This window comes from Klebsiella quasivariicola (genome assembly GCF_002269255.1).
In the GTDB taxonomy this organism is placed as follows: domain Bacteria; phylum Pseudomonadota; class Gammaproteobacteria; order Enterobacterales; family Enterobacteriaceae; genus Klebsiella; species Klebsiella quasivariicola.
Genome location: NZ_CP022823.1, coordinates 784,732 through 807,224, shown reverse-complemented (window position 1 = coordinate 807,224; position 22,493 = coordinate 784,732). Strand labels below are relative to the sequence as shown.

The 22,493-nt window shown below is 56.6% G+C and carries 20 protein-coding genes and 1 other RNA gene; 5 read left to right on the top strand and 16 right to left on the bottom strand.

From position 1 onward, the window contains the following. Nucleotides 1–194: 194 nt before the first annotated feature. From gcvH to B8P98_RS04075, 6 genes are all read right to left on the bottom strand, one after another. Nucleotides 195–584, bottom strand: a complete 390-nt coding sequence (gcvH, locus tag B8P98_RS04100) for a glycine cleavage system protein GcvH (protein ID WP_023290979.1) — start codon at nucleotides 582–584, stop codon at nucleotides 195–197. Between the two features lie 24 nt (nucleotides 585–608). Next, nucleotides 609–1,703, bottom strand: coding sequence for a glycine cleavage system aminomethyltransferase GcvT (gene gcvT / locus B8P98_RS04095; protein ID WP_080925027.1), 1,095 nt, complete (start codon nucleotides 1,701–1,703; stop codon nucleotides 609–611). Between the two features lie 422 nt (nucleotides 1,704–2,125). Beyond that, nucleotides 2,126–3,328, bottom strand: a complete 1,203-nt coding sequence (gene ubiI, locus B8P98_RS04090; RefSeq protein ID WP_080925028.1) for an FAD-dependent 2-octaprenylphenol hydroxylase — start codon at nucleotides 3,326–3,328, stop codon at nucleotides 2,126–2,128. Between the two features lie 10 nt (nucleotides 3,329–3,338). Then, a complete protein-coding gene (gene ubiH / locus B8P98_RS04085; protein ID WP_080925029.1) occupies nucleotides 3,339–4,517 on the bottom strand; it encodes a 2-octaprenyl-6-methoxyphenyl hydroxylase in 1,179 nt (392 codons plus the stop codon). Then, nucleotides 4,514–5,830: a Xaa-Pro aminopeptidase gene (pepP, locus tag B8P98_RS04080; protein ID WP_080925030.1), complete on the bottom strand. Its 1,317-nt coding sequence runs from the start codon at nucleotides 5,828–5,830 to the stop codon at nucleotides 4,514–4,516. Before pepP ends, ubiH begins: the two co-directional genes overlap by 4 nt. Nucleotides 5,831–5,853: 23 nt before the next feature. Further along, nucleotides 5,854–6,432 carry a YecA/YgfB family protein gene (locus tag B8P98_RS04075; RefSeq protein ID WP_002916486.1) on the bottom strand — a complete coding sequence of 193 codons (579 nt, stop codon included), beginning with the start codon at nucleotides 6,430–6,432 and terminating at the stop codon, nucleotides 5,854–5,856. A gap of 166 nt (nucleotides 6,433–6,598) precedes the next feature. Between B8P98_RS04075 and zapA the strand changes: the two genes are divergently transcribed. From zapA to B8P98_RS04060, 3 genes are all read left to right on the top strand, one after another. Further along, entirely contained in the window at nucleotides 6,599–6,928 is a 330-nt protein-coding gene (gene zapA / locus B8P98_RS04070; RefSeq protein WP_004205298.1) for a cell division protein ZapA, read from the top strand. A 41-nt stretch (nucleotides 6,929–6,969) separates the two neighbouring features. Then, nucleotides 6,970–7,153: non-coding RNA, 6S RNA (ssrS, locus tag B8P98_RS04065), on the top strand. A gap of 98 nt (nucleotides 7,154–7,251) precedes the next feature. Then, nucleotides 7,252–7,848, top strand: a complete 597-nt coding sequence (locus B8P98_RS04060) for a 5-formyltetrahydrofolate cyclo-ligase (RefSeq protein ID WP_025712506.1) — start codon at nucleotides 7,252–7,254, stop codon at nucleotides 7,846–7,848. An 83-nt stretch (nucleotides 7,849–7,931) separates the two neighbouring features. Here the strand turns inward: B8P98_RS04060 and serA are convergent, their stop codons facing one another. Beyond that, complete coding sequence (gene serA, locus B8P98_RS04055; protein WP_087805907.1) at nucleotides 7,932–9,164, bottom strand: phosphoglycerate dehydrogenase; 1,233 nt, start codon at nucleotides 9,162–9,164, stop codon at nucleotides 7,932–7,934. Between the two features lie 269 nt (nucleotides 9,165–9,433). Continuing rightward, a complete protein-coding gene (gene rpiA / locus B8P98_RS04050; protein WP_002916495.1) occupies nucleotides 9,434–10,093 on the bottom strand; it encodes a ribose-5-phosphate isomerase RpiA in 660 nt (219 codons plus the stop codon). Nucleotides 10,094–10,260: 167 nt separating this feature from the next. On the opposite strand from rpiA, the gene argP reads away from it, so the two are divergent. After that, nucleotides 10,261–11,154 (top strand): DNA-binding transcriptional regulator ArgP, encoded by an 894-nt coding sequence (gene argP, locus B8P98_RS04045; protein WP_008806448.1) that lies wholly within the window; start codon nucleotides 10,261–10,263, stop codon nucleotides 11,152–11,154. A gap of 46 nt (nucleotides 11,155–11,200) precedes the next feature. On the opposite strand, the gene B8P98_RS04040 is transcribed toward argP, so the two are convergent. The 8 genes from B8P98_RS04040 to tkt form a co-directional block, all read right to left on the bottom strand. Beyond that, a complete protein-coding gene (locus B8P98_RS04040) occupies nucleotides 11,201–12,529 on the bottom strand; it encodes an IS4 family transposase (protein WP_080896980.1) in 1,329 nt (442 codons plus the stop codon). Nucleotides 12,530–12,645: 116 nt separating this feature from the next. After that, nucleotides 12,646–13,422, bottom strand: a complete 777-nt coding sequence (locus tag B8P98_RS04035) for an oxidative stress defense protein (RefSeq protein WP_025714604.1) — start codon at nucleotides 13,420–13,422, stop codon at nucleotides 12,646–12,648. An 89-nt stretch (nucleotides 13,423–13,511) separates the two neighbouring features. Further along, nucleotides 13,512–14,147, bottom strand: coding sequence for an arginine exporter ArgO (gene argO, locus B8P98_RS04030; RefSeq protein ID WP_025714605.1), 636 nt, complete (start codon nucleotides 14,145–14,147; stop codon nucleotides 13,512–13,514). 151 nt (nucleotides 14,148–14,298) lie between these two features. Continuing rightward, complete coding sequence (locus B8P98_RS04025) at nucleotides 14,299–15,156, bottom strand: small-conductance mechanosensitive channel MscS (RefSeq protein WP_095032740.1); 858 nt, start codon at nucleotides 15,154–15,156, stop codon at nucleotides 14,299–14,301. Nucleotides 15,157–15,346: 190 nt separating this feature from the next. Next, entirely contained in the window at nucleotides 15,347–16,426 is a 1,080-nt protein-coding gene (gene fbaA / locus B8P98_RS04020; RefSeq protein ID WP_004144748.1) for a class II fructose-bisphosphate aldolase, read from the bottom strand. 97 nt (nucleotides 16,427–16,523) lie between these two features. Further along, nucleotides 16,524–17,687, bottom strand: a complete 1,164-nt coding sequence (gene pgk / locus B8P98_RS04015) for a phosphoglycerate kinase (protein ID WP_008806453.1) — start codon at nucleotides 17,685–17,687, stop codon at nucleotides 16,524–16,526. Between the two features lie 39 nt (nucleotides 17,688–17,726). Further along, nucleotides 17,727–18,755, bottom strand: a complete 1,029-nt coding sequence (epd, locus tag B8P98_RS04010; RefSeq protein ID WP_004205289.1) for an erythrose-4-phosphate dehydrogenase — start codon at nucleotides 18,753–18,755, stop codon at nucleotides 17,727–17,729. Between the two features lie 384 nt (nucleotides 18,756–19,139). Continuing rightward, nucleotides 19,140–21,131 (bottom strand): transketolase, encoded by a 1,992-nt coding sequence (tkt, locus tag B8P98_RS04005; protein WP_095032739.1) that lies wholly within the window; start codon nucleotides 21,129–21,131, stop codon nucleotides 19,140–19,142. A gap of 279 nt (nucleotides 21,132–21,410) precedes the next feature. On the opposite strand from tkt, the gene loiP reads away from it, so the two are divergent. Further along, on the top strand, nucleotides 21,411–22,169 hold the full coding sequence (gene loiP, locus B8P98_RS04000) for a metalloprotease LoiP (RefSeq protein WP_025713485.1): 759 nt from the start codon (nucleotides 21,411–21,413) through the stop codon (nucleotides 22,167–22,169). Nucleotides 22,170–22,493 lie beyond the last annotated feature (324 nt).

Sequence of the window (22,493 nt, the reverse complement as noted above, 5' to 3'; positions counted from 1 at the left end):
CTGAAACGTGCGGTGAATCGTGATTGTCTGACTGGTTTGCCCGGCAAGCGCTGATGCTTACCGGGCCAGAATACGCAAAATCATTCGCGCTGCAGGAAGGCGGCGACACAGCGACTCCCCGGGAGCTTACAAAAGTAAGTGACCGGGGGGAGCCAGGAAGCCAACGCCCCTGCAGCGTGAAGGATGAAGCGTATTTATTCGTCTTCTAACAGAGCTTCATAGGCGGTCGCATCCAGCAGCGCGGCAACCTGCGCTTCGTCGCTGGCTTTGATTTTGAAGATCCAGCCGTCGGTATACGGGTCGCTGTTGACCAGTTCCGGCGAGTCGTTCAGCTCTTCGTTGACGGCAACGATTTCACCGCTAATCGGCGCGTAGATATCGGAAGCCGCTTTCACGGATTCGGCAACGGCGCAATCGGCGCCCGCTTCAACGGTGGCGCCCACTTCCGGCAGGTCAACGAAAACCATATCGCCAAGCAGCTCCTGCGCGTGCTCGGTGATCCCGACGGTATAGGTGCCGTCCGCTTCTTTACGCAGCCACTCGTGTTCTTTGCTGTATTTCAGTTCTGCTGGTACGTTGCTCATCAATTCATCTCCAAAAAAGGGAAATCACACAATGGCTTTGCCATTGCGTACAAAACCAGGTTTAGTCACTTTTACCGGCATTTCACGGTTACGAATCTGCACCACCGCGGTGTCGCCAATTCCGGCCGGCACGCGAGCCAGCGCGATGCTGTAGCCCAGCGTCGGCGAGAAGGTGCCGCTGGTGATAATGCCTTCTTTTTGATTACCGTCGCTATCGGTAAAACGGACCGGCAGGCCGCCGCGCAGGACGCCTTTCTCGGTCATCACCAGGCCAACCAGCTGCTCGGTGCCTTTTTCGCGCTGCATCTCCAGCGCTTCGCGGCCGATGAAGTTACGATCGGCGGGCTCCCAGGCGATAGTCCAGCCCATGTTCGCCGCCAGCGGGGAAACGCCTTCGTCCATCTCCTGGCCGTACAGGTTCATCCCGGCTTCCAGGCGCAGAGTATCGCGCGCGCCAAGACCACACGGCTTAACGCCAGCGTCCAGCAGACCGCGCCAGAAATCCGCCGCCTGCTCGTTCGGCATCGCGATTTCATAACCCGCTTCGCCGGTATAACCGGTGGTGGCGATAAACAGGTCGCCGGACTGCACGCCAAAGAACGGCTTCATGCCTTCCACGGCCTGACGCTGAGCGTCGGTGAACAGCGTCGCCGCCTTCGCTTTCGCCTGGGGGCCCTGCACCGCGATCAGCGACAGATCGTCGCGAACGATAATTTCAAGGCCGTAAGGTTCGGCTTGTTCGGAAATCCAGGCGAGGTCTTTTTCACGAGTGGCGGAGTTAACAACGAGGCGGAAATAATCTTCAGAAAGGAAATAAACAATCAGGTCGTCGATGACGCCGGCGGAGGCGGTCAACATGCCGGTGTAGAGCGCTTTACCTGGGGTGGTGAGCTTCGCCACATCGTTGGCCAGTAAATAGCGCAAGAACTCCCGGATCCGGCTGCCGTGGAAATCGACGATGGTCATATGCGACACATCGAACATCCCTGCATCGCCGCGCACCGCGTGGTGCTCATCAATCTGGGACCCGTAATGCAGCGGCATCATCCAGCCATGGAAATCCACCATGCGAGCGCCGCACAGCGTGTGTTGTTCATACAACGGAGTCTGTTGAGCCATCTTTTCCTCATCGAATAAAACGGAACCAGCCACGAGATTGTCGGCGATTTTGCGCCACGAAATTCGGCGACGGCACCGCTGACGGACGCCGACGCAAACGTTCTCTTTTGCCTGAACTTACCACCGAACCCGGCGCTAAACCATAAGCTCATTCAGGGCATCACATTAGCTTATGACTAAAATCCGCCGAAAAGCCTACAGAGTTATTGACTGGAAAAAAGCGATTTATGCCACATAAAATTAACATCAAGCTTTCATCGATAAGGTAATGATGGTGTTTTATGCGATTTTACGGGCCTAATTTCTTTAACAAAAAAAAGAGCGCATTAATAAAACTAATGCGAAAAAAGAGGTGAAATTAGAATATTTCAAATGAGGGAGAAAACCCGGCGCGGGGGCCGGGTGGAAGAAGTGTGATGGGGTTAACGTAACCAGGCAGGGAGATCGTTCAGGCCCATCGCCTGGCGAATCAGCTGCGGTTTCACGCCCGGCAGCGTATCAGCCAGTTTAAGCCCCATATCGCGGAGAAATTTCTTCGCCGGATGGCTGCCGGAGAACATTTCGCGGAATCCCTGCATACCCGCCAGCATCAGCGCGGCGCTGTGCTTGCGGCTGCGCTCATAGCGGCGCAGATAAAGGTGCTGGCCGATATCTTTCCCCTGAGCGTGCAGGCGCTTCAGCTCATCAATAAGCTCGGCGGCGTCCATAAAGCCAAGGTTTACCCCCTGCCCGGCCAGCGGATGAATAGTGTGGGCGGCATCGCCAACCAGCGCCAGACGATGGGCGGCGAACTGACGCGCATAGCGTCCGGTCAGCGGGAAAACCTGCCGTTCGCTTTCAAGCTGGCAAAGGCCAAGGCGATTATCGAAGGCGATGTTCAGCGCCTGATTAAACTCAGCTGCATCGGCCTGCTGCATCCGCTGCGCCTCCGCTGGCGACAGCGACCAGACGATCGAGCACAAATGCGGATCGCTCAGCGGCAGGAAGGCCAGAATACCCTCGCCATGGAACGCCTGGCGCGCCACCGCCTGGTGCGGTTCAGCGGTACGGATGGTCGCCACCAGCGCATGATGATGATAATCCCAGAAGGTCAATGGAATATCGGCTTTATTGCGCAGCCACGAATTGGCGCCATCGGCGCCGATCACCAGCCGGGCGGTGAGCATGCTGCCGTCCTGCAGGCTGAGAAAGGCTTCATTCTCGCCCCACGCCACCTGCTGAAGTTCCGCCGGCGCCAGAAGGGTGACGTCAGCGCAGCGTTGCGCTTTCTGCCACAGCGCGTGATGCACCACGGCATTTTCAATAATATGGCCCAGATGGCTAAAGCCCATACTCTGGTCGTCGAAGCTAATGCGACCAAAGCTATCTTTGTCCCACACTTCCATGCCGTGATAGCAACTGGCGCGCTGGGCAACGATCTCGCGCCAGACGTCCAGCTTCGTCAGCAGCTTTTCGCTGGCGGCATTGATTGCCGAAACGCGCAGCGCCGGCGGCGCATCGGCGGCCAGAGGCTGTGGTTCTGCTTTCTCCAGCACCGCGACGCGCAGGCCGCTGCCCTGTAAACCACAGGCCACCGCCAGTCCCACCATTCCACCGCCAACAATGGCAACATCAACACTTTGCACGTTCTACTCCTTAACGGGGAACCCAACCGAGGGTACGCTGCGCCAGCGCATCGCGCGCCGGGGTAAATAAGTCCATGGCCATCAGACCGACGTTGCGCCCCGCCACCAGCGGCGCCCAACGGTTGGCAAACAGATGCACCAGCCCATCGGTGACACCGATAGTGGCGGCTTTATCACCTGCCCGCCGTGCCTGGTAGCGGCACAGCAGGGAATAATCGCCCACATCGTCGCGGGCCACATGCGCATCGGCAAGCATCTCCGCCAGGCTCATCACGTCGCGCAGGCCGAGGTTAAAGCCCTGCCCGGCGATCGGATGCAGCGTCTGCGCCGCATTACCGACCAGCGCCAGGCGATGCGACACCGCACGGGTGGCGGTGGTTAAGGCTAACGGATAGACGCTGCGCTTACCGGCATGGGTAATACGCCCCAGCCGCCAGCCAAACGCCTGCTGTAATTGCTGGCAAAAACGTTCGTCAGACCAATTCAGCACCTCGTCGCGCCGCGACTGCGGATGGCACCACACCAGCGAACAGCGCCCTTGCGACATCGGCAGCATCGCCAGCGGACCATGCTCGGTAAAGCGCTCGAAGGCGCGGCCTTCGTGCGGCAACGCAGTGCTAACGTTAGCAATGATCGCTATCTGCTCATACGGCTGCTGCTGCCAGCTGATGCCGCAGTGAGCGCCCAGCGACGAACGGGAACCGTCCGCCGCCACCAGCAGCTTACCGTTGATGATTTCGCCGCCCTCAAGCGTAAGGCTGACGCTCTCCTCGCGGCGGCTGACCGCTTCCACTTTCGCCGGACAGTGCAGGGTGACGCCCGGCGCCTCGCGCAGCAGGCTAAACAGCCGCTGACCAACATCGTGGAGTTCAACTACTTGCCCCAGCGCCGACAAGCCGTAATCGGCCGCCGCCAGGTTCACAAAACCAGCGTGACCACGGTCGCTGACGTGGACCCGCTGGATGGGCGTCGCTCGTTTAGCCAGGGTCTGCCAGATACCAATGCGCGCCAGCTGCTGGCAGGTACCGGCCGCCAGGGCAATTGCCCGATCGTCAAAACCGGGATGGCGTGACGAATGCGGATCCTGCGCCTCAATCAGATGGACCGGCAGGGCGCCGCCGGTCAAACGGGAGATGGCCAGCGCGAGCGTCGCCCCGGTCATCCCGCCGCCGACGATCAGCACGCTCATGACTGGCGCGCCGCCGCCATCAGCGCCTCGATCTCATCCGCCTTCTTCACCACACCGGCGGTGAGATTTTCGTTACCGTCCTCGGTAATAACGATGTCATCTTCAATACGGATGCCGATACCACGATACTGCGCCGGTACGTCGGCGTCGGTGGCGATATACAGCCCCGGCTCGACGGTCAGCACCATACCCGGCTCCAGTATGCGCGAACGGTCGGTGTCGTAATTGCCGACATCGTGCACATCCAGACCCAGCCAGTGACTCAGGCCGTGCATGAAGTACGGGCGGTGGGCGTTGTTGGCGATGAGCTCGTCAATCTCGCCTTTCAGGATCCCCAGCCGTACCAGGCCGGTGATCATAATGCGCACCACTTCCTGATTAACCTGATAAATGGAGGTGCCCGGACGATACAGATCCAGCGCGGTTTCCAGCGATTCCAGCACGATATCGTAGATTTCACGCTGCGGCTGGGTGAACTTACCGTTAACCGGGAAGGTGCGGGTGATATCGCCCGCATAGCCGCGGTATTCGCAGCCGGCGTCAATCAGCACTAAATCGCCATCACGCAGTTCGGATTCGTTTTCGGTGTAGTGCAGAATGCAGCCATTTTCGCCGCCGCCAACGATGGTGTTATAGGACGGGAAACGCGCGCCATGGCGGTTGAATTCATGGAGAATTTCGCCCTCCAGCTGATATTCAAACATGCCGGGGCGGCATTTTTCCATCGCCCGGGTATGGGCCAGCGCGGTGATCTCCCCGGCGCGACGCATCACGGCAAGCTCTTCCGCGGATTTAAACAGGCGCATCTCATGCACCATGGGCCGCCAGTCGATGACCGAATTCGGCGCCTGCAGATTCTGACGCGAGCCTTTGCGCAGTTTTTCGAGGGCGTTGAACACAATCTCATCGGCATAGGCATATTCGCCCTGGGCGAAATAGATAGCGTCCAGGCCGTTGAGCAGCTGATACAGCTGCTGGTTGATTTCGCTAAATGCCAGCGCCCGGTCGACGCCAAGCTTCGCCGGCGCGGCCTCCTGGCCCAGACGGCGACCAAACCAGATCTCAGCGGTCAGATCGCGCACCCGGTTAAACAGCACGCTATGATTGTGCGTTTCATCGCTTTTGATCAGCACCAGCAGCGCTTCCGGTTCATTGAAGCCGGTGAAGTACCAGAAATCGCTGTTCTGCCGGTAGGGATACTCTGAATCTGCGCTACGCACCGCTTCCGGTGCGGCGAAAATCAGCGCCGCGCTGCCTGGCTGCATCTGCGCCAACAGCGCCTGGCGACGCGAGAGAAATTCCTGCTGAGTCATGACGCCCCCTGAACGAATTTTAGTTAGTGTAATGTCGGTTTGCGGACTTCCGGTGCGGTTGGCTGCTGACGCGCAAAGGTGTCGTGGCACAGCAGTGCGGCAACGCGGACATACTCGATAATCTCCTCCAGAGACATCTCCAGCTCTTCCTGATCTTCGTCTTCATCGTAGCCCAGTTGGGCAATATTACGCAGATCGTCAATCGCCTCCCCGGTCTCGTCTTTCACTTTATCCAGCTTCGGCTGGCTGACGCCAAGGCCAAGCAGGAAGTGGTTGACCCAGCCGGCAAGGGCGTCGGCGCGGTCGAAGACGCTTACCGCATCGCCTTCCGGCAGATACAGCTGAAAGAGGAAACCGTCGTCATCCAGAGAGTCACTGATGGCGGAATGCATGTTACGCAGCGCCTGAGCCAGCTCATGACCAAAGGCAAGGCCTTCGTTGGTCAGGTCGTGTACCAGCGGCTGCCAGCTGCTGTCCGTGTTGCCGCCGCACAGCAATCCGCTGATCAAACCGTGCATTTCGGCCGGGGTGAGACCTACCCCTTGTTGGTTCAGTAACTGGTCTACATCGTTGTAACCAGGCATTTCGTTCTGTATAGACATGCGCATTCGTCATCGTTGGGAGGAATATTCATGGTATGCTACCACTTTGGACCCTGGTGAACCAGAATAGGGCTTGTATCTTCGCACCAGGGTAGCTATAGTGTCGCCCCTTCGCAGACCCGGGTCAGGGTGTGAAGGCAGCGCAGTCAATCAGCAGGAAGGTGGCATGTCTGCACAACCCGTAGATCTCCAAATTTTCGGCCGTTCACTGCGAGTGAATTGCCCGCCTGAACAAAGGGATGCCCTGAATCAGGCAGCTGAAGACCTTAATCAGCGGTTGCAAGATTTAAAAGAACGCACTAGAGTCACAAATACTGAGCAGCTGGTCTTCATCGCCGCGTTGAACATCAGCTATGAGTTGACTCAGGAAAAAGCGAAGACCCGCGACTACGCTTCCAGCATGGAGCAGCGCATTCGGATGCTTCAGCAGACCATCGAACAAGCATTGCTTGAGCAAGGTCGCATAAGCGAAAGACCAGGGTCGAAGTTTGAATAACACTTTGCAGTTAACTGTGTTAGAGTAATTCCAGGAACAAAATTTCTCTGAGATGTTTGCAAGCGGGCCAGTCCCCTGAGCCGATATTTCATACCACAAGAATGTGGCGCTCCACGGTTGGTGAGCATGCTCGGTTCGTCCGAGAAGCCTTAAAACTGTGACGACACATTCACCTTGAACCAAGGGTTCAAGGGTTACAGCCTGCGGCGGCATCTCGGAGATTCCCTTCCTTACTTCGTATTATCCCCCACATCTGTTTTCGGCTGATGCCGCTCTGTATTACACTTGCCCGTATTGTTTCGCCTGCTCGTAATGAGACCAGCATGACCCTACAGCCCGATACCCTGCTCTCCCGACAGCACATTCGCCAGCAGATCCGCGAGCGTCGACGCGCGCTCAGCCCGGAGCAACAGCGGCAGTTTGCCCTGCAAGCCGCAGAGCGGATGATGGCCTGGCCGCCGGTGGTTCTCGCCCATACCGTGGCGCTGTTTCTTTCTTTTGACGGCGAACTGGACACCCAGCCGCTGATCGACCAGCTCTGGCGCACCGGCAAGCGGGTGTATCTGCCGGTGCTACATCCGTTCAGCCCAGGCAATCTGCTGTTCCTACACTACCATCCGCAGAGCGAACTGAGAGTGAATCGCCTGAAAATCCGCGAACCGAAGCTCGATGTGCGGGACGTGCTGCCGCTGGCTGAACTCGATGTGCTGGTGACCCCGCTGGTGGCCTTCGATGCCAGCGGCCAGCGGCTGGGAATGGGCGGCGGTTTTTACGACCGCACGCTGCAAAACTGGCAGCAGTATCGCCTGCAGCCGGTGGGCTACGCGCACGACTGCCAGCAGGTGGAAAGCCTGCCGAGCGAAGAGTGGGATATCCCGCTGCCGGCGGTCATCACCCCGGGAAAAACCTGGTGTTGGTAGGTACGCGGGGACGAGAATTTCAGCCTGGAAAGTATTAACAAAAAAACGGGCAGGTACGCGCCCTGCCCGAGAGGCAAAAATGATTAGAACAGCAGACGGGCGCGGATAGTCCCCGGGATCGCTTTCATTGCCTGCAGCGCCTGCTGGGCAACATCCTCTTCCGCTTCAATATCAATAACCACGTAACCCATCTGCGGCGACGTTTGCAGATACTGGGCGGCAATGTTGATGCTCTGCGCGGCGAAGATCTGGTTGATGGCGGTCAGGATGCCCGGCCGGTTTTCATGGATATGTAGCAGACGGCGACCACCGTGCAGCGGCAGAGAAACTTCCGGGAAGTTAACTGCCGACAGGGTTGACCCGTTGTCAGAGTACTTCGCCAGCTTGCCAGCTACTTCCAGACCGATGTTCTCCTGCGCTTCCTGAGTGGAACCACCGATGTGCGGAGTCAGGATCACGTTATCAAACTCGCACAGCGGTGAAGTGAAGGGATCGCTGTTGGTCGCGGGTTCGGTCGGGAAGACGTCGATAGCCGCCCCGGCCAGATGCTTACTGGCCAGCGCATCGCACAGCGCCGGGATGTCCACCACGGTACCGCGGGAGGCGTTGATCAGCAGTGCGCCCGGCTTCATCAGCGCCAGCTCTTCCGCGCCCATCATATTTTTGGTGGAGGCGTTTTCCGGCACGTGCAGGCTGACCACATCGCTCATGTTCAGCAGGTCGGAGAGATGCTGTACCTGAGTGGCGTTGCCGAGCGGCAGTTTGTTTTCAATATCATAGAAGAAGACATGCATGCCCAGCGATTCCGCCAGAATGCCAAGCTGGGTGCCGATGTGGCCGTAGCCAATGATGCCCAGCTTTTTACCACGAGCTTCGAAACTACCGACCGCTTGCTTGTTCCACACCCCGCGGTGCGCTTTGGCGTTGGCTTCCGGCACGCCGCGCAGCATCAGCAGCAGCTCGCCGATCACCAGTTCGGCCACCGAACGGGTATTGGAGAATGGCGCGTTAAATACCGGAATACCGCGCTTCGCGGCGGCGTTCAGATCAACCTGGTTGGTACCGATGCAGAAGCAGCCAACTGCGACCAGTTTTTCCGCCGCGGCGAAAATCTCTTCAGTCAGATGGGTACGGGAACGCAGGCCGATGAAATGGGCATCACGGATCGACGCTTTCAGCTGTTCGGAATCCAGCGCGCCTTTATGAAATTCAATGTTGGTGTAACCCGCTGCGCGAAGGCTATCGATTGCCTTTTGATGCACACCTTCAACCAGCAGAAATTTAATCTTGTCTTTTTCCAGTGATACCTTAGCCATTTCCCCGTCCTGTTTTGTCTTAACTGATGTCGTGCTGAACGAAAGTTCGTCTGAGCAACATATCAAAAAAAACTATCGCGGCAATATGAACGTTTGCGTCACCGTCCTGAAGAAATGTCATCCACAAGGAAATGACAGGACAAAACACCAGAAAGAGGAGGAATGGTAGTTTGTAAATCAGATTGGTTGCATAAATGTGACAGAAGTCACCAAATTGCGCCAGGTGAAAAAATATTTGCGAGGGAGCCGGTTGGCTCCCTGCGGACAGACTATTTTACGATGGTCTTCACACCGTCGGCAGTGCCAATCAGCGCCACGTCGGCGCCACGGTTGGCGAACAGCCCCACGGTCACCACGCCAGGAATGCCGTTGATCGCGTTTTCCAGCGCGATAGCATCGAGAATTTCCAGACCGTGTACGTCAAGGATCACGTTGCCGTTATCGGTCACCACGCCCTGACGGTACTCCGGGCGGCCGCCCAGCTTAACCAGCTGACGCGCCACGGCGCTGCGCGCCATCGGAATGACTTCAACCGGCAGCGGGAATTTGCCCAGAATATCAACCTGCTTGGAGGCGTCGGCGATGCAGATAAATTTATCCGCCACCGAGGCGATAATCTTCTCGCGGGTCAGCGCCGCGCCGCCGCCTTTGATCATCTGCATGTGGCCATTGATCTCATCCGCGCCGTCAACGTAGATCCCCAGGCGATCGACACTGTTGAGATCGAAGACGGTGATCCCGAGGCTCTTGAGCTTTTCGGTGGAGGCGTCAGAGCTGGAAACCGCCCCTTCGATCTGCCCCTTCATGGTGCCCAGCGCATCAATAAAATGGGCCGCCGTCGAGCCGGTGCCTACGCCGACAATAGTCCCTGGCTGTACGTATTGCAGCGCCGCCCAACCTACCGCTTTTTTCAGTTCATCCTGCGTCATAATTATGGTCCGAGATGTGAATGCCTGTGGCGCATTATAGAACATCGACAGTGGAAATGTCCCTGCGATGCAGATCACACAACTGAGCAGACCAATTTCGTCTGTATCAAATAAAAATTTATGTCATAGTGCGAGATAACGATTAGTTATGGGGGCACGCCAGAATAATGAAACGACCGGACTACAGGACACTACAAGCACTGGATGCGGTGATTAGGGAACGAGGATTTGAGCGCGCCGCGCAGAAGCTATGTATTACCCAGTCCGCCGTCTCACAGCGTATTAAGCAGCTGGAAAATATGTTCGGCCAGCCGCTGCTGGTGCGTACCGTTCCGCCGCGCCCCACCGAGCAAGGACAGAAACTGCTGGCCCTGTTGCGCCAGGTTGAACTGCTGGAGGAGGAGTGGCTGGGCGATGAACAAACCGGTTCCACACCGCTGCTGCTGTCGCTGGCGGTGAACGCCGACAGTCTGGCCACCTGGCTGCTGCCGGCGCTGGCCAACGTTCTGTCAGACTCCCCTATTCGTCTCAACCTGCAGGTGGAAGATGAAACCCGCACCCAGGAGCGTCTGCGCCGTGGTGAAGTGGTGGGCGCAGTCAGTATCCAGCCACAGGCGCTGCCAAGCTGCCTGGTGGATCAGCTCGGCGCGCTCGATTACCTGTTTGTCGCTTCAAAAGAGTTTGCGCAACGCTATTTCCCGAACGGCGTGACGCGTTCGGCGCTGCTGAAAGCGCCGGTCGTCGCCTTCGACCATCTGGACGATATGCATCAGGCGTTCCTGCAGCAAAACTTCGATCTGCCGCCGGGCAGCGTGCCCTGCCACATCGTCAACTCGTCGGAAGCTTTCGTGCAGCTGGCGCGCCAGGGCACGACCTGTTGTATGATCCCGCATCTGCAGATCGAAAAAGAGCTGAAAAGCGGCGAGCTTATTGACCTCACGCCCGGTCTGTTCCAGCGTCGTATGCTGTACTGGCACCGCTTTGCGCCGGAAAGCCGCATGATGCGCAGGGTGACCGATGCGCTCATCGACTACGGTCACAAGGTGCTGCGTCAGGATTAAATGGCAGGCGTAAAAAAAGCCACTTCAGAGTAGTAATGCCAGTCAGTTAAGCAACTGACTGGCCCTTTCTCAGGGCGGTGGTGTATTTCTGAGGCCTCTCTTTCACCACCCTTGGGAAGACCCTTTCCCTCCTTATCGGTAACTTGACTAACTGCCCCATACTTTCAAGATCACGCATCAACTCCGGGATACGACCCGGTGAAGCGCCCTGCAACGTCATTAGCATCCGCATCACCATCCCGCAGGACTCTGAGAAGCTCAGCTGATTTGGCCAGTATCCTTTCAGTTGCCCTGCCATTTTAATCATCTGATATCTCACCAGATTATAAGCCAGCAACACGCCCCACAACTCCTGCTCCACAAGCTCCGGCTTTTTACTTCTCAGTGTCAACCTGCTCAGTTGCATCGTCTGCTTTATCTCCCGGTAACCCAGCTCAATTTCCCAGCGATAGCTATACAGATCCGCCATTTCCCCGCCGGGGTAGCGCATGGCGTCCGTCATCGACGTCAGCAGATGGCAGACTTTTCCTTTGCGCGTGATGGTCAGCAGGCGGGCTGTCATCTCATTTCCCAGACCCGGCCACTTTTTTCGTGCCTGCGGGCTGGTTTTCAGCTTCACCAGGTGGTCGCCTTTACCCAGTTTTCTGACCTCTTCGTACTGCGCGCCTTTTTTCAGAGGGATCAGCCAGTGCCGGTGTTCTCCCGCCTGGTTCCATGCGTTCAGCAGACCCAGTGAGTAATAGCCTTTATCCATTAGCGTCAGGGTGTTATCGCCGGTTTGCTCTATAAGTTTCTCCGCGAGCGCATTTTCGCTGTCTTTCATCGTGCCGAAGGCTGCTGCCGTCAGCAGATGGCTGGTCAGCTCCATCTGGCAGACCATTTTAACCTGTGGGTAGAGTGCCGGGTTTCCGCCATGCGTCTGGCGGGGGAAGGCGATATCGTTCTCTGGTGTGTCCGGTGTGCGCCAGAACACACCATCAATGGCCAGCAGGGTCAGGCCGCACCAGTGTGGATGCGGCGTGGCGTTATGCCAGAGCTGTGCTGTCTGCGAGAATACGCGGCGGACGGCTTCGCTTCCCAGACGCTGACGGGCCTGGATCACCGCGCTGGGGGCGACGAAGGGACGACTGCCCGGCAGCATGATGTCCAGACGGTTGACGATCTGATGAAGGGGTTCTTTACGTTCAAGCGCCATGCCGACAATGCACCAGACCATCATTTCCAGCGGCAGGCGACGCTTGCGCAGGGTGACGGTACCGGCTTCGGCCAGACAGCGGGAAATGAGTTCCGGGTCCAGATAGTCGCCCAGAGAAGTCAGTGGGTTACGCAGAGAATCGTAACGGGATACCAGATCAAGAGCCTGTCCAATGTGCATAAAAAAATCCGGAAACGGGTGAGCATTTCCGGATTCTTACACAGCCACTGGATCGATCAACTGATCCTTAACTGATCGGCATTACTTCAGAGTAGTGGCTTTTTTGTTTCTAACGCTTACTGCGCTGGTTTCGGCGCTTCTGCCGGTTTCGGTGCTTCAGCCGGTTTTGCCGGCGCGGCAGCCTGCGCTGGTTGCAGTTCAAAGACCACATCAACCTGATCGTCAAACTGAATCGTCGCCTGCTCGTAGGTTTCCTGCGCGGAAACCGGCGCGGCATCAGCCGCCTTCATCATACGAACCATCGGGCTCGGCTGATAGTTAGAGACGTGGTAACGCACGCTGTAAACCGGCCCCAGCTTGCTGTGGAAGCCAGCCGCCAGCTCCTGCGCCTGATGCACGGCATCATCGATCGCTGCTTTACGCGCTTTATCTTTGTAGGCATCCGGTTGCGCAACGCCCAGCGATACGGAACGAATTTCGTTCAGCCCCGCTTTCAGCGCGCCGTCCAGCAGACCGTTTAGTTTATCCAGCTGGCGCAACGTCACTTCCACGGTGCGCACCGCGCGATAGCCTTTCAGAATGCTTTTCCCGTTCTGATAGTCATAATCAGGCTGGGTACGCAGATTCGCCGAACTGATATCCTTTTTGGCAATACCGCTCTTTTCAAGGAAAGAGAGATATTGCGCAACGCGATCGTCAGCCTGTTTTTTTGCCGACGCGGCGTCTTTTGCCGACACGTTCACTTCGATCGCCAGGGTGGCGATATCCGGAACCGCGGCAACGCTTGCTGTGCCTGAAGTCACAATGTGCGGACCATCCGGCAATTCGCTGGCCTGTGCCGCCATAGTGCTAAATCCGAGTGCTGCCGCCAGGGCTAAAACTTTTAACTTCACTGTCGTTTCTCCATGTTACTTAAATCGCCCTTACGGGACGCATGCCAGCAAGCTTAGCGCGTACAGCGGGAAAGTCCATCGGACAACGCTTAGTTGAATAACGCCTGGAGATGACTGACGCCCTCTTTTGCCAGCTGAAACGCAATAAACCACATGACGGCACCGACCACAATATTGATGATCCGCTGGGCTTTGGCGGTACGCAGCCGCGGCGCCAGCCAGGCAGCTAACAGCGCCAGACCAAAGAACCACAGGAAAGAGGCGCTAATGGTCCCCAACGCAAACCAGCGCTTCGGTTCGACGGCCAGCTGGCCTCCCAGACTGCCCAGCACCACAAAAGTATCAAGGTAAACGTGCGGGTTCAGCCAGGTGACCGCCAGCATGGTAATAATGATTTTCCAGCGCCCCTGCTGCATCACCTCAGCATTGGCGAGTTCAATGCTCTGACTAAACGCCGTTTTCAGTGCGCCGAAGCCATACCAGAGTAAAAAGGCTACGCCGCCCCAGGTCACGATTGCCAGCAGCCACGGGGATTGCATCAGCAGCGCGCTGCCGCCAAAAATGCCGGCGCAGATCAACAGCAGGTCGCTGAGCGCGCACAGCAGGGCAATCATCAGATGATACTGACGACGGATCCCCTGATTCATTACAAAAGCATTTTGCGGGCCAAGCGGCAAAATCATTGCCGCTCCCAGGGCAAGGCCCTGAAAGTAATAGGTAAACATAAGGATTTTTCCGCTGTGTTCGAGAGTGGCGCTGACTATATCGCGAATGGATTATTAGCGGAAATTGAAAGTATTAATCATTAATTAGAACAGCTAATAACACACGATAAAAAAAGGCCGGCATAGCCGGCCTGTCTCATTCAATGGCGGTTTACTCTGCTTTTTCCGGCAGGCGCACCACATGAACATCCATCTGCGGATAAGGGAAGCTGATACCGTTGGCGTCAAATTCGCGCTTGATACGCTCGAGGACATCCCAGTAGACGTTTTGCAGATCGCTGCTCTTACTCCAGACGCGAACCACGAAGTTCACCGAGGAGGCGCCGAGTTCGTTCAGGCGTACGGTCATTTCGCGATCGCGCAGAATTCGATCGTCAGATTCGATAATCGAGGTCAGCAGCTGCTTCACCTTGTCGATATCGGCATCGTAGGAGACACCGATGATAAACTCATTGCGGCGCGCCGGTTCGCGGGAGAAGTTAATGATGTTGCCGGCGATGATTTTCCCGTTCGGCACCACCACTACTTTGCCGTCGGCGGTACGCAGGGTGGTGGAGAAAATCTGCACGTTCAGCACCGTACCCGCCACACCGCCAAGGTCGACATACTCGCCAGCGCGGAACGGGCGGAACATCACCAGCAGTACCCCTGCGGCAAGGTTCGACAGCGACCCTTGCAGCGCCAGACCGACGGCCAGACCGGCGGCACCCAGCACGGCAATGACCGAGGCGGTCTGCACGCCTACCCGGCCCAGCGCGGCAATCAGCGTAAAGGCGATAACCGCATAGCGCACCAGCGCAGAGAGAAAATCGGCCACGGTAGCGTCAATTTTACGCGCCAGCATCAGGCGGTTGACGGTATTCGAGACGATGCGCGCCACGATCATCCCGACGATCAGAATAGCGATCGCCGCAACGATGTTGACGGCATAGCTTAGCAGCAGCTCCTGGTTGCGTGCCAGCCACGTCCCGGCGTGGTTGATGCTATCGACAACGTTCAAATCTTCCATTTAACATTCCTTATGAATCCCCTGGGGGAAAGTAAAAAACTCAGCCTGCGACAGGGCAGTCAGGTTATAGGGTAAACAATAAGTGCGCGTTTTGCCAAATGGATCACAGTTTTCCTCCGCGCTATCCTGTTGTTAAGATAATAAAAAAGCCCGCATTGCTGCGGGCTTCAGAGTAAGAAACAGATTTTTCTTACAGAACGTCGATCGCGTTCAGCTCTTTAAATGCCTGCTCCAGACGAGTCACCATGGAAGTCTGTGCAGCACGCAGCCATACGCGCGGATCGTAGTATTTCTTGTTCGGCTGGTCTTCGCCTTTCGGGTTGCCCAGCTGGCCCTGCAGGTAAGCTTCGTTCGCTTTGTAGTACTGCAGGATACCGTCCCAGGTTGCCCATTGGGTGTCGGTATCGATGTTCATTTTCACCACACCGTAGCTGACGGAGTCTTTGATTTCCTGAGCGGAAGAACCGGAACCGCCGTGGAACACGAAGTTCAGGCTGTTGTGCGGCAGGTTGTGTTTCTTGGAAACATATTCCTGAGAGTCGCGCAGGATGGTCGGGGTCAGAACCACGTTACCCGGCTTGTACACGCCGTGTACGTTACCGAAGGAAGCCGCGATGGTGAAGCGCGGGCTGATTTTGCTCAGCTCGGTGTAGGCGTAATCCACGTCTTCCGGCTGGGTGTACAGTGCGGAAGCGTCCATGTGGCTGTTGTCCACGCCGTCTTCTTCACCGCCGGTGCAGCCCAGTTCGATTTCCAGAGTCATGCCCATTTTGGCCATGCGAGCCAGGTACTTAGAGCAGATCTCGATGTTTTCGTGCAGAGACTCTTCGGACAGGTCGATCATGTGGGAAGAGAACAGCGGTTTGCCGGTAGCGGCGAAGTGTTTTTCACCAGCGTCCAGCAGGCCGTCGATCCACGGCAGCAGTTTCTTCGCGCAGTGGTCAGTGTGCAGGATAACCGGTACACCGTAGTGTTCAGCCATCTGGTGCACGTGGTGCGCGCCAGAGATAGCGCCGAGGATAGCAGCACCCTGAGGAACGTCAGTTTTCACGCCTTTACCTGCGATGAACGCTGCGCCGCCGTTAGAGAACTGAACGATAACCGGAGAGCGAACTTTAGCAGCAGCTTCCAGAACGGCGTTGATGGAGTCAGTACCTACGCAGTTTACCGCCGGCAGTGCAAAGTTGTTTTCTTTCGCTACCTGGAACACTTTCTGAACGTCGTCGCCAGTGATGACGCCCGGTTTTACGAAATCAAAAATTTTAGACATGTTACTTAGTCCTGTATCTGTATCTTCGACCGTTGAAGAAGGTTCGCGAGCCCTTAAGCGCGCTGAAAAACAGGCGGGTTTCCCCGCCTGAACTGAATTACTGCTTAGCGCGCTCTTCGAGCATCGCTACTGCCGGCAGGACTTTGCCTTCGACGAATTCAAGGAATGCGCCGCCGCCAGTGGAGATGTAGGAAATTTTGTCAGCGATGCCGAACAGGTCAATCGCTGCCAGGGTGTCACCGCCGCCGGCGATGGAGAAACCTTCGCTGTCCGCGATAGCGTTAGCCACGATTTCAGTCCCTTTACGGAAGTTCGGGAACTCGAATACGCCAACCGGGCCGTTCCACAGGATAGTTTTGGCGTTTTTCAGGATATCAGCCAGTTTCTGTGCGGAAACGTCGCCGAGGTCCAGAATCTGCTCGTCATCTTTGATGTCGTTAACAGATTTCAGGGTCGCAGTGGCGGTTTCGGAGAACTCGGTCGCGACGCGAACGTCAGTCGGAACCGGGATATCGCAGGTGCTCAGCAGGCGTTTGGCTTCGTCAACCAGGTCTGCTTCGTACAGGGATTTACCCACGTTGTGGCCCTGAGCAGCAACGAAGGTGTTAGCGATACCGCCGCCCACGATCAGCTGGTCAGCGATTTTAGACAGGGAATCCAGAACGGTCAGTTTAGTGGAGACTTTAGAACCACCAACGATAGCGACCATCGGACGAGCCGGCTCTTTCAGCGCTTTACCCAGCGCGTCCAGTTCAGCGGCCAGCAGCGGGCCTGCGCACGCTACGTCAGCAAATTTGCCGATGCCGTGGGTGGAAGCCTGCGCACGGTGTGCAGTACCGAAAGCGTCCATGACGAACACGTCGCACAGCGCGGCGTATTTTTTGGACAGCGCTTCGTCGTCTTTTTTCTCGCCTTTGTTGAAGCGAACGTTTTCCAGAACCACCAGCTCGCCGGCAGCCACTTCCACGCCGTCCAGGTAGTCTTTAACCAGACGTACCGGGTTGGACAGTTTGTCTTTCAGGTAATTAACAACCGGCAGCAGAGAGAATTCTTCGTTGTACTCGCCTTCGGTCGGACGACCCAGGTGAGAAGTAACCATGACTTTCGCGCCCTGCTTCAGCGCCAGTTCAATGGTCGGCAGAGAGGCACGGATACGTGCGTCGCTGGTTACTTTCCCGTCTTTAACTGGTACGTTCAGATCCGCACGGATAAAAACGCGTTTACCAGCCAGATCCAGATCGGTCATCTTAATTACAGACATGGTGAATCCTCTCGTTGATTCATAAAGTTTTGTCGACGTTTATGCGTCGAACCTGAAACCAATAGCCGCCATCGCTAACGTCGTGTCGAGCATTCGGTTAGCAAAGCCCCATTCGTTATCGCACCAGACCAGCGTTTTGATCAGATGCGCGCCACTGACCCGGGTTTGCGTGCCATCGACGATGGCACTGTGCGGATCGTGGTTAAAATCTGTCGAGACCAACGGTAATTCCGTATAGTCAACTATACCATGAAATGCACCTTGTGCTGCTTTTTGCAGCAACTGGTTGACTTCACATGCTTTTACCGGTTTTTTTACCGTCACGCTCAGGTCAATTGCCGTCACGTTTATCGTCGGTACCCGCACGGCAATCGCTTCAAAACGGTCGTTAAACTGCGGGAAAATACGCGTTATCCCTGCCGCCAGTTTGGTATCCACCGGAATGATCGACTGGCTGGCCGCGCGGGTACGCCGTAGATCCGGATGGTAGGCGTCAATCACCTGCTGGTCATGCATCGCCGAGTGAATGGTGGTGACGGTGCCGGACTCGATGCCATAGGCATCATCTAACAGTTTAATGATCGGAATAATGCAGTTGGTGGTGCAGGAGGCGTTGGAGACAATGCGGTGCTCGGCGCGGAGTTCATCCTGATTGACGCCATAGACCACCGTCGCGTCGAGGTCGTTACCGCCGGGGTGGGAAAAGAGCACTTTCTTCGCCCCCGCCTGCAGGTGCGCTTCACCGTGCTCACGGCTCCCGTAAACGCCGGTGCAGTCAAGCACTACGTCTACCGCCAGCTCGCGCCAGGGCAGCGCCGCAATGGTCGGCTCATGCAGCAGACGGATGGCATCATCACCAACAAACAGCTGCTCGCGCTCCTGACGGACATCCCAGGCGAAACGGCCATGGCTGGTGTCATATTTCAACAAATGCGCGATGCCCGCAGCATCCGCCAGTTCATTGATTGCCACCACGGTGATTTCCGCACGACGCCCGGATTCATATAGAGCACGAACCACGTTGCGTCCAATGCGACCGAAGCCATTAATCGCGATGCGAATGGTCATAGATCTCCTGCAAGGCTGTCCCTGTTATAGAGGTGGCTGACAGAGTAATCCAGCAACGCTCTGAGGGGAACCTTACCAGCTGCAAACTGCGACTGATTGATTAATTGTCGAACATTTAAACGACTGAAACGCTTCAGCTAGAATAAGCGAAACGAGGAATAAAAGGAATGTTTGTCCAGTGCAATAAACCAGCTATATGACTCACATCACATTTTCGCTGGAATAATTTACAAGTACATTACATGATTCAGGAATAGCCGATACAAAAAAGCCGGGTGCGAGGTAACAGAAAAACGGTAACCCAGGGGTTACCGTTTTTGGTGTTTGCCCCTCTCCTGTGGGAGAGGGTTGGGGTGAGGGCATCAGCCCGCACCGTACCAGCAATTACAGCAGCGCTTTCGCTTTAGCGACCACGTTGTCGACGGTGAAGCCGAACTCCTCGAACAGCTGCTCAGCCGGCGCAGACTCACCGAAGGTGGTCATGCCAACGATGGCGCCATTCAGGCCAACGTATTTGAACCAGTAGTCCGCAATACCGGCTTCCACAGCAACGCGCGCAGAAACGGCTTTCGGCAGTACGGATTCACGGTAGGCCGCATCCTGCTTGTCGAATGCGTCGGTAGACGGCATGGAAACCACGCGCGCCTTCACGCCTTCGGCAGTCAGTTTGTCCCACGCGGCCACTGCCAGCTCAACTTCAGAACCGGTGGCGATGAAGATCAGTTCCGGCTGGCCGGCGCAATCTTTCAGCACATACCCGCCGCGGGCCGCGTTTGCCAGCTGCTCTGCGGTACGCTCCTGCTGCGCCAGGTTCTGACGGGAGAGAATCAGCGCGGTCGGGCCGTCCTGACGCTCCACGCCATATTTCCACGCAATCGCGGATTCCACCTGGTCACACGGACGCCAGGTGGACATGTTCGGGGTCACACGCAGGGAAGCCACCTGCTCTACCGGCTGGTGAGTCGGGCCGTCTTCGCCCAGACCGATGGAGTCGTGGGTGTAGACCATCACCTGACGCTGTTTCATCAGCGCCGCCATACGTACCGCGTTACGCGCATACTCGACGAACATCAGGAAGGTGGAGGTGTACGGCAGGAAACCGCCGTGCAGCGCGATACCGTTGGCGATAGCGGTCATACCGAACTCGCGTACGCCGTAATGAATGTAGTTACCCGCGGTGTCTTCGTTGATCGGCTTAGAGCCAGACCACAGGGTCAGGTTGGACGGCGCCAGGTCGGCAGAACCGCCGAGGAATTCCGGCAGCAGCGGGCCGAAGGCTTCGATGGCGTTCTGAGAGGCTTTACGGCTGGCGATTTTCGCCGGGTTGGCCTGCAGCTTCGCGATGAACTCGTTAGCTTTGGCGTCGAAGTCAGACGGCATCTCACCTTTCATACGACGGGTGAATTCGGCCGCTTCCTGCGGGAAGGCTTTGGCGTAAGCCGCAAACTTCTCGTTCCATGCGGCTTCTTTCGCCTGGCCTGCCTCTTTCGCATCCCACTGGGCATAGATCTCAGACGGGATTTCAAACGGCGCGTATTTCCAGCCCAGCGCTTCGCGGGTCAGCGCGATTTCCGCGTCGCCCAGCGGCGCACCGTGGGAATCATGGGTGCCTGCTTTGTTCGGCGAACCGAAGCCGATGATGGTTTTGCACATCAGCAGGGACGGTTTATCGGTGACCGCACGCGCTTCTTCTACCGCGCGTTTGATGGCGTCAGCGTCGTGACCGTCCACGCCGCGCACCACGTGCCAGCCGTAGGCTTCAAAACGTTTCGCGGTATCGTCGGTGAACCAGCCTTCAACGTGGCCGTCGATGGAGATGCCGTTGTCATCATAGAACGCCACCAGTTTGCCCAGTTTCAGGGTACCGGCCAGGGAGCACACTTCGTGAGAAATGCCTTCCATCATGCAGCCGTCGCCCATAAAGGCGTAGGTGTAGTGGTCAACGATGTCGTGGCCCGGACGGTTAAACTGCGCCGCCAGGGTTTTCTCGGCGATAGCCATCCCGACCGCGTTAGCGATACCCTGACCCAGCGGACCGGTGGTGGTTTCCACGCCCGCGGTGTAGCCGACTTCCGGGTGACCCGGGGTTTTGGAGTGCAGCTGGCGGAAGTTTTTCAGCTCTTCAATCGGCAGATCGTAGCCAGTGAGGTGCAGCAGGCTGTAAATCAGCATCGAACCATGGCCATTGGACAGGACAAAACGGTCACGGTCAGCCCACGCCGGATTGTTCGGGTTATGGTTCAGGAAATCACGCCACAGCACTTCGGCAATGTCAGCCATACCCATCGGGGCACCCGGGTGGCCGGATTTGGCTTTCTGTACAGCGTCCATGCTCAGCGCACGAATAGCGTTAGCAAGCTCTTTACGTGAGGACATTTTGACTCCAGTTCGGACTGTTGAAGGCCATGCCCTTAACGACTTGACGAGAGCGCGTTTTGGGCTACGCCGGAAAAAAGTGTGAACAATGTAACCCAAGCGACAAGTCATGTACATGGAGCATCCTTTTGCCCTTTAAGAAATCTCTGGAACAGGTTGTGCTACCCCGGAATCCGCTCGCCCGCTTCCTGCGATACTCTTTATAATTTACGCAGAATACGGTTCCCTGCCGTCGCCGTATTGTCGGATAAACAACCATAAGATTGTGGAAGATAAAAAATGAAAATTCGCTCAACCGTACTTGCTCTTGGGATCGCAGCAACCCTTACCGGATGTCAGAACATGGACTCCAACGGTCTGCTCAGCTCAGGCGCCGAAGCCTTCCAGGCTTACTCCCTCAGCGACGCGCAGGTGAAAACCCTAAGCGACCAGGCCTGTAAAGAAATGGACGCCAAAGCGAAAATCGCCCCGGCCAGCAGTGAATACAGCCAGCGTCTGAGCAAAATCGCGGCCGCGCTGGGCGATAACATCAATGGTCAGCCAGTAAACTACAAAGTGTATGAGACCAAAGATGTAAACGCCTTCGCGATGGCCAACGGCTGCATCCGCGTCTACAGCGGCCTGATGGACCTGATGAACGATAATGAAGTTGAAGCGGTGATCGGCCACGAAATGGGCCACGTCGCCCTGGGCCACGTGAAGAAAGGCATGCAGGTCGCGCTGGGCACCAACGCCGTGCGTGCGGCGGCAGCCTCCGCGGGCGGTATCGTCGGCAGTCTGTCGCAGTCGCAGCTGGGCGATCTGGGTGAAAAACTGGTGAACTCGCAGTTCTCCCAGCGCCAGGAGTCGGAAGCGGATGACTACTCTTACGACCTGCTGCGTAAACGCGGCATCAATCCATCAGGGCTGGCCACCAGCTTCGAAAAACTGGCCAAGCTGGAAGCCGGCCGTCAAAGTTCCATGTTTGACGATCACCCGGCCTCAGAAGCGCGCGCCCAGCATATTCGCGATCGCATGAAGGCCGACGGGATTAAATAATCGACAGTGGGAGGCATTATCGCCTCCCTTTTTTATATTGCAGGAAAAATATTTAGCCGCATAAATTGATAACTTAAGCGCACAAACTGTTAATTATAACCGCCTCACTTTACAGGCAATTATTTTATATCCGAAACCTCAGCAAAATATTATTTGGCAAATGAAAAACGGCGGACACAATCCGCCTTTCAGAACCGCATTCCTCCAGATAATAAATAGTCCAGCCCTTACCGCCGCACGCTGCCGTGGCGCGCTACATCACTTGTTTCCTGCCGATACCATTGCTCACACAATGATTGCTTTCGACATTATTTCAGGAGAATA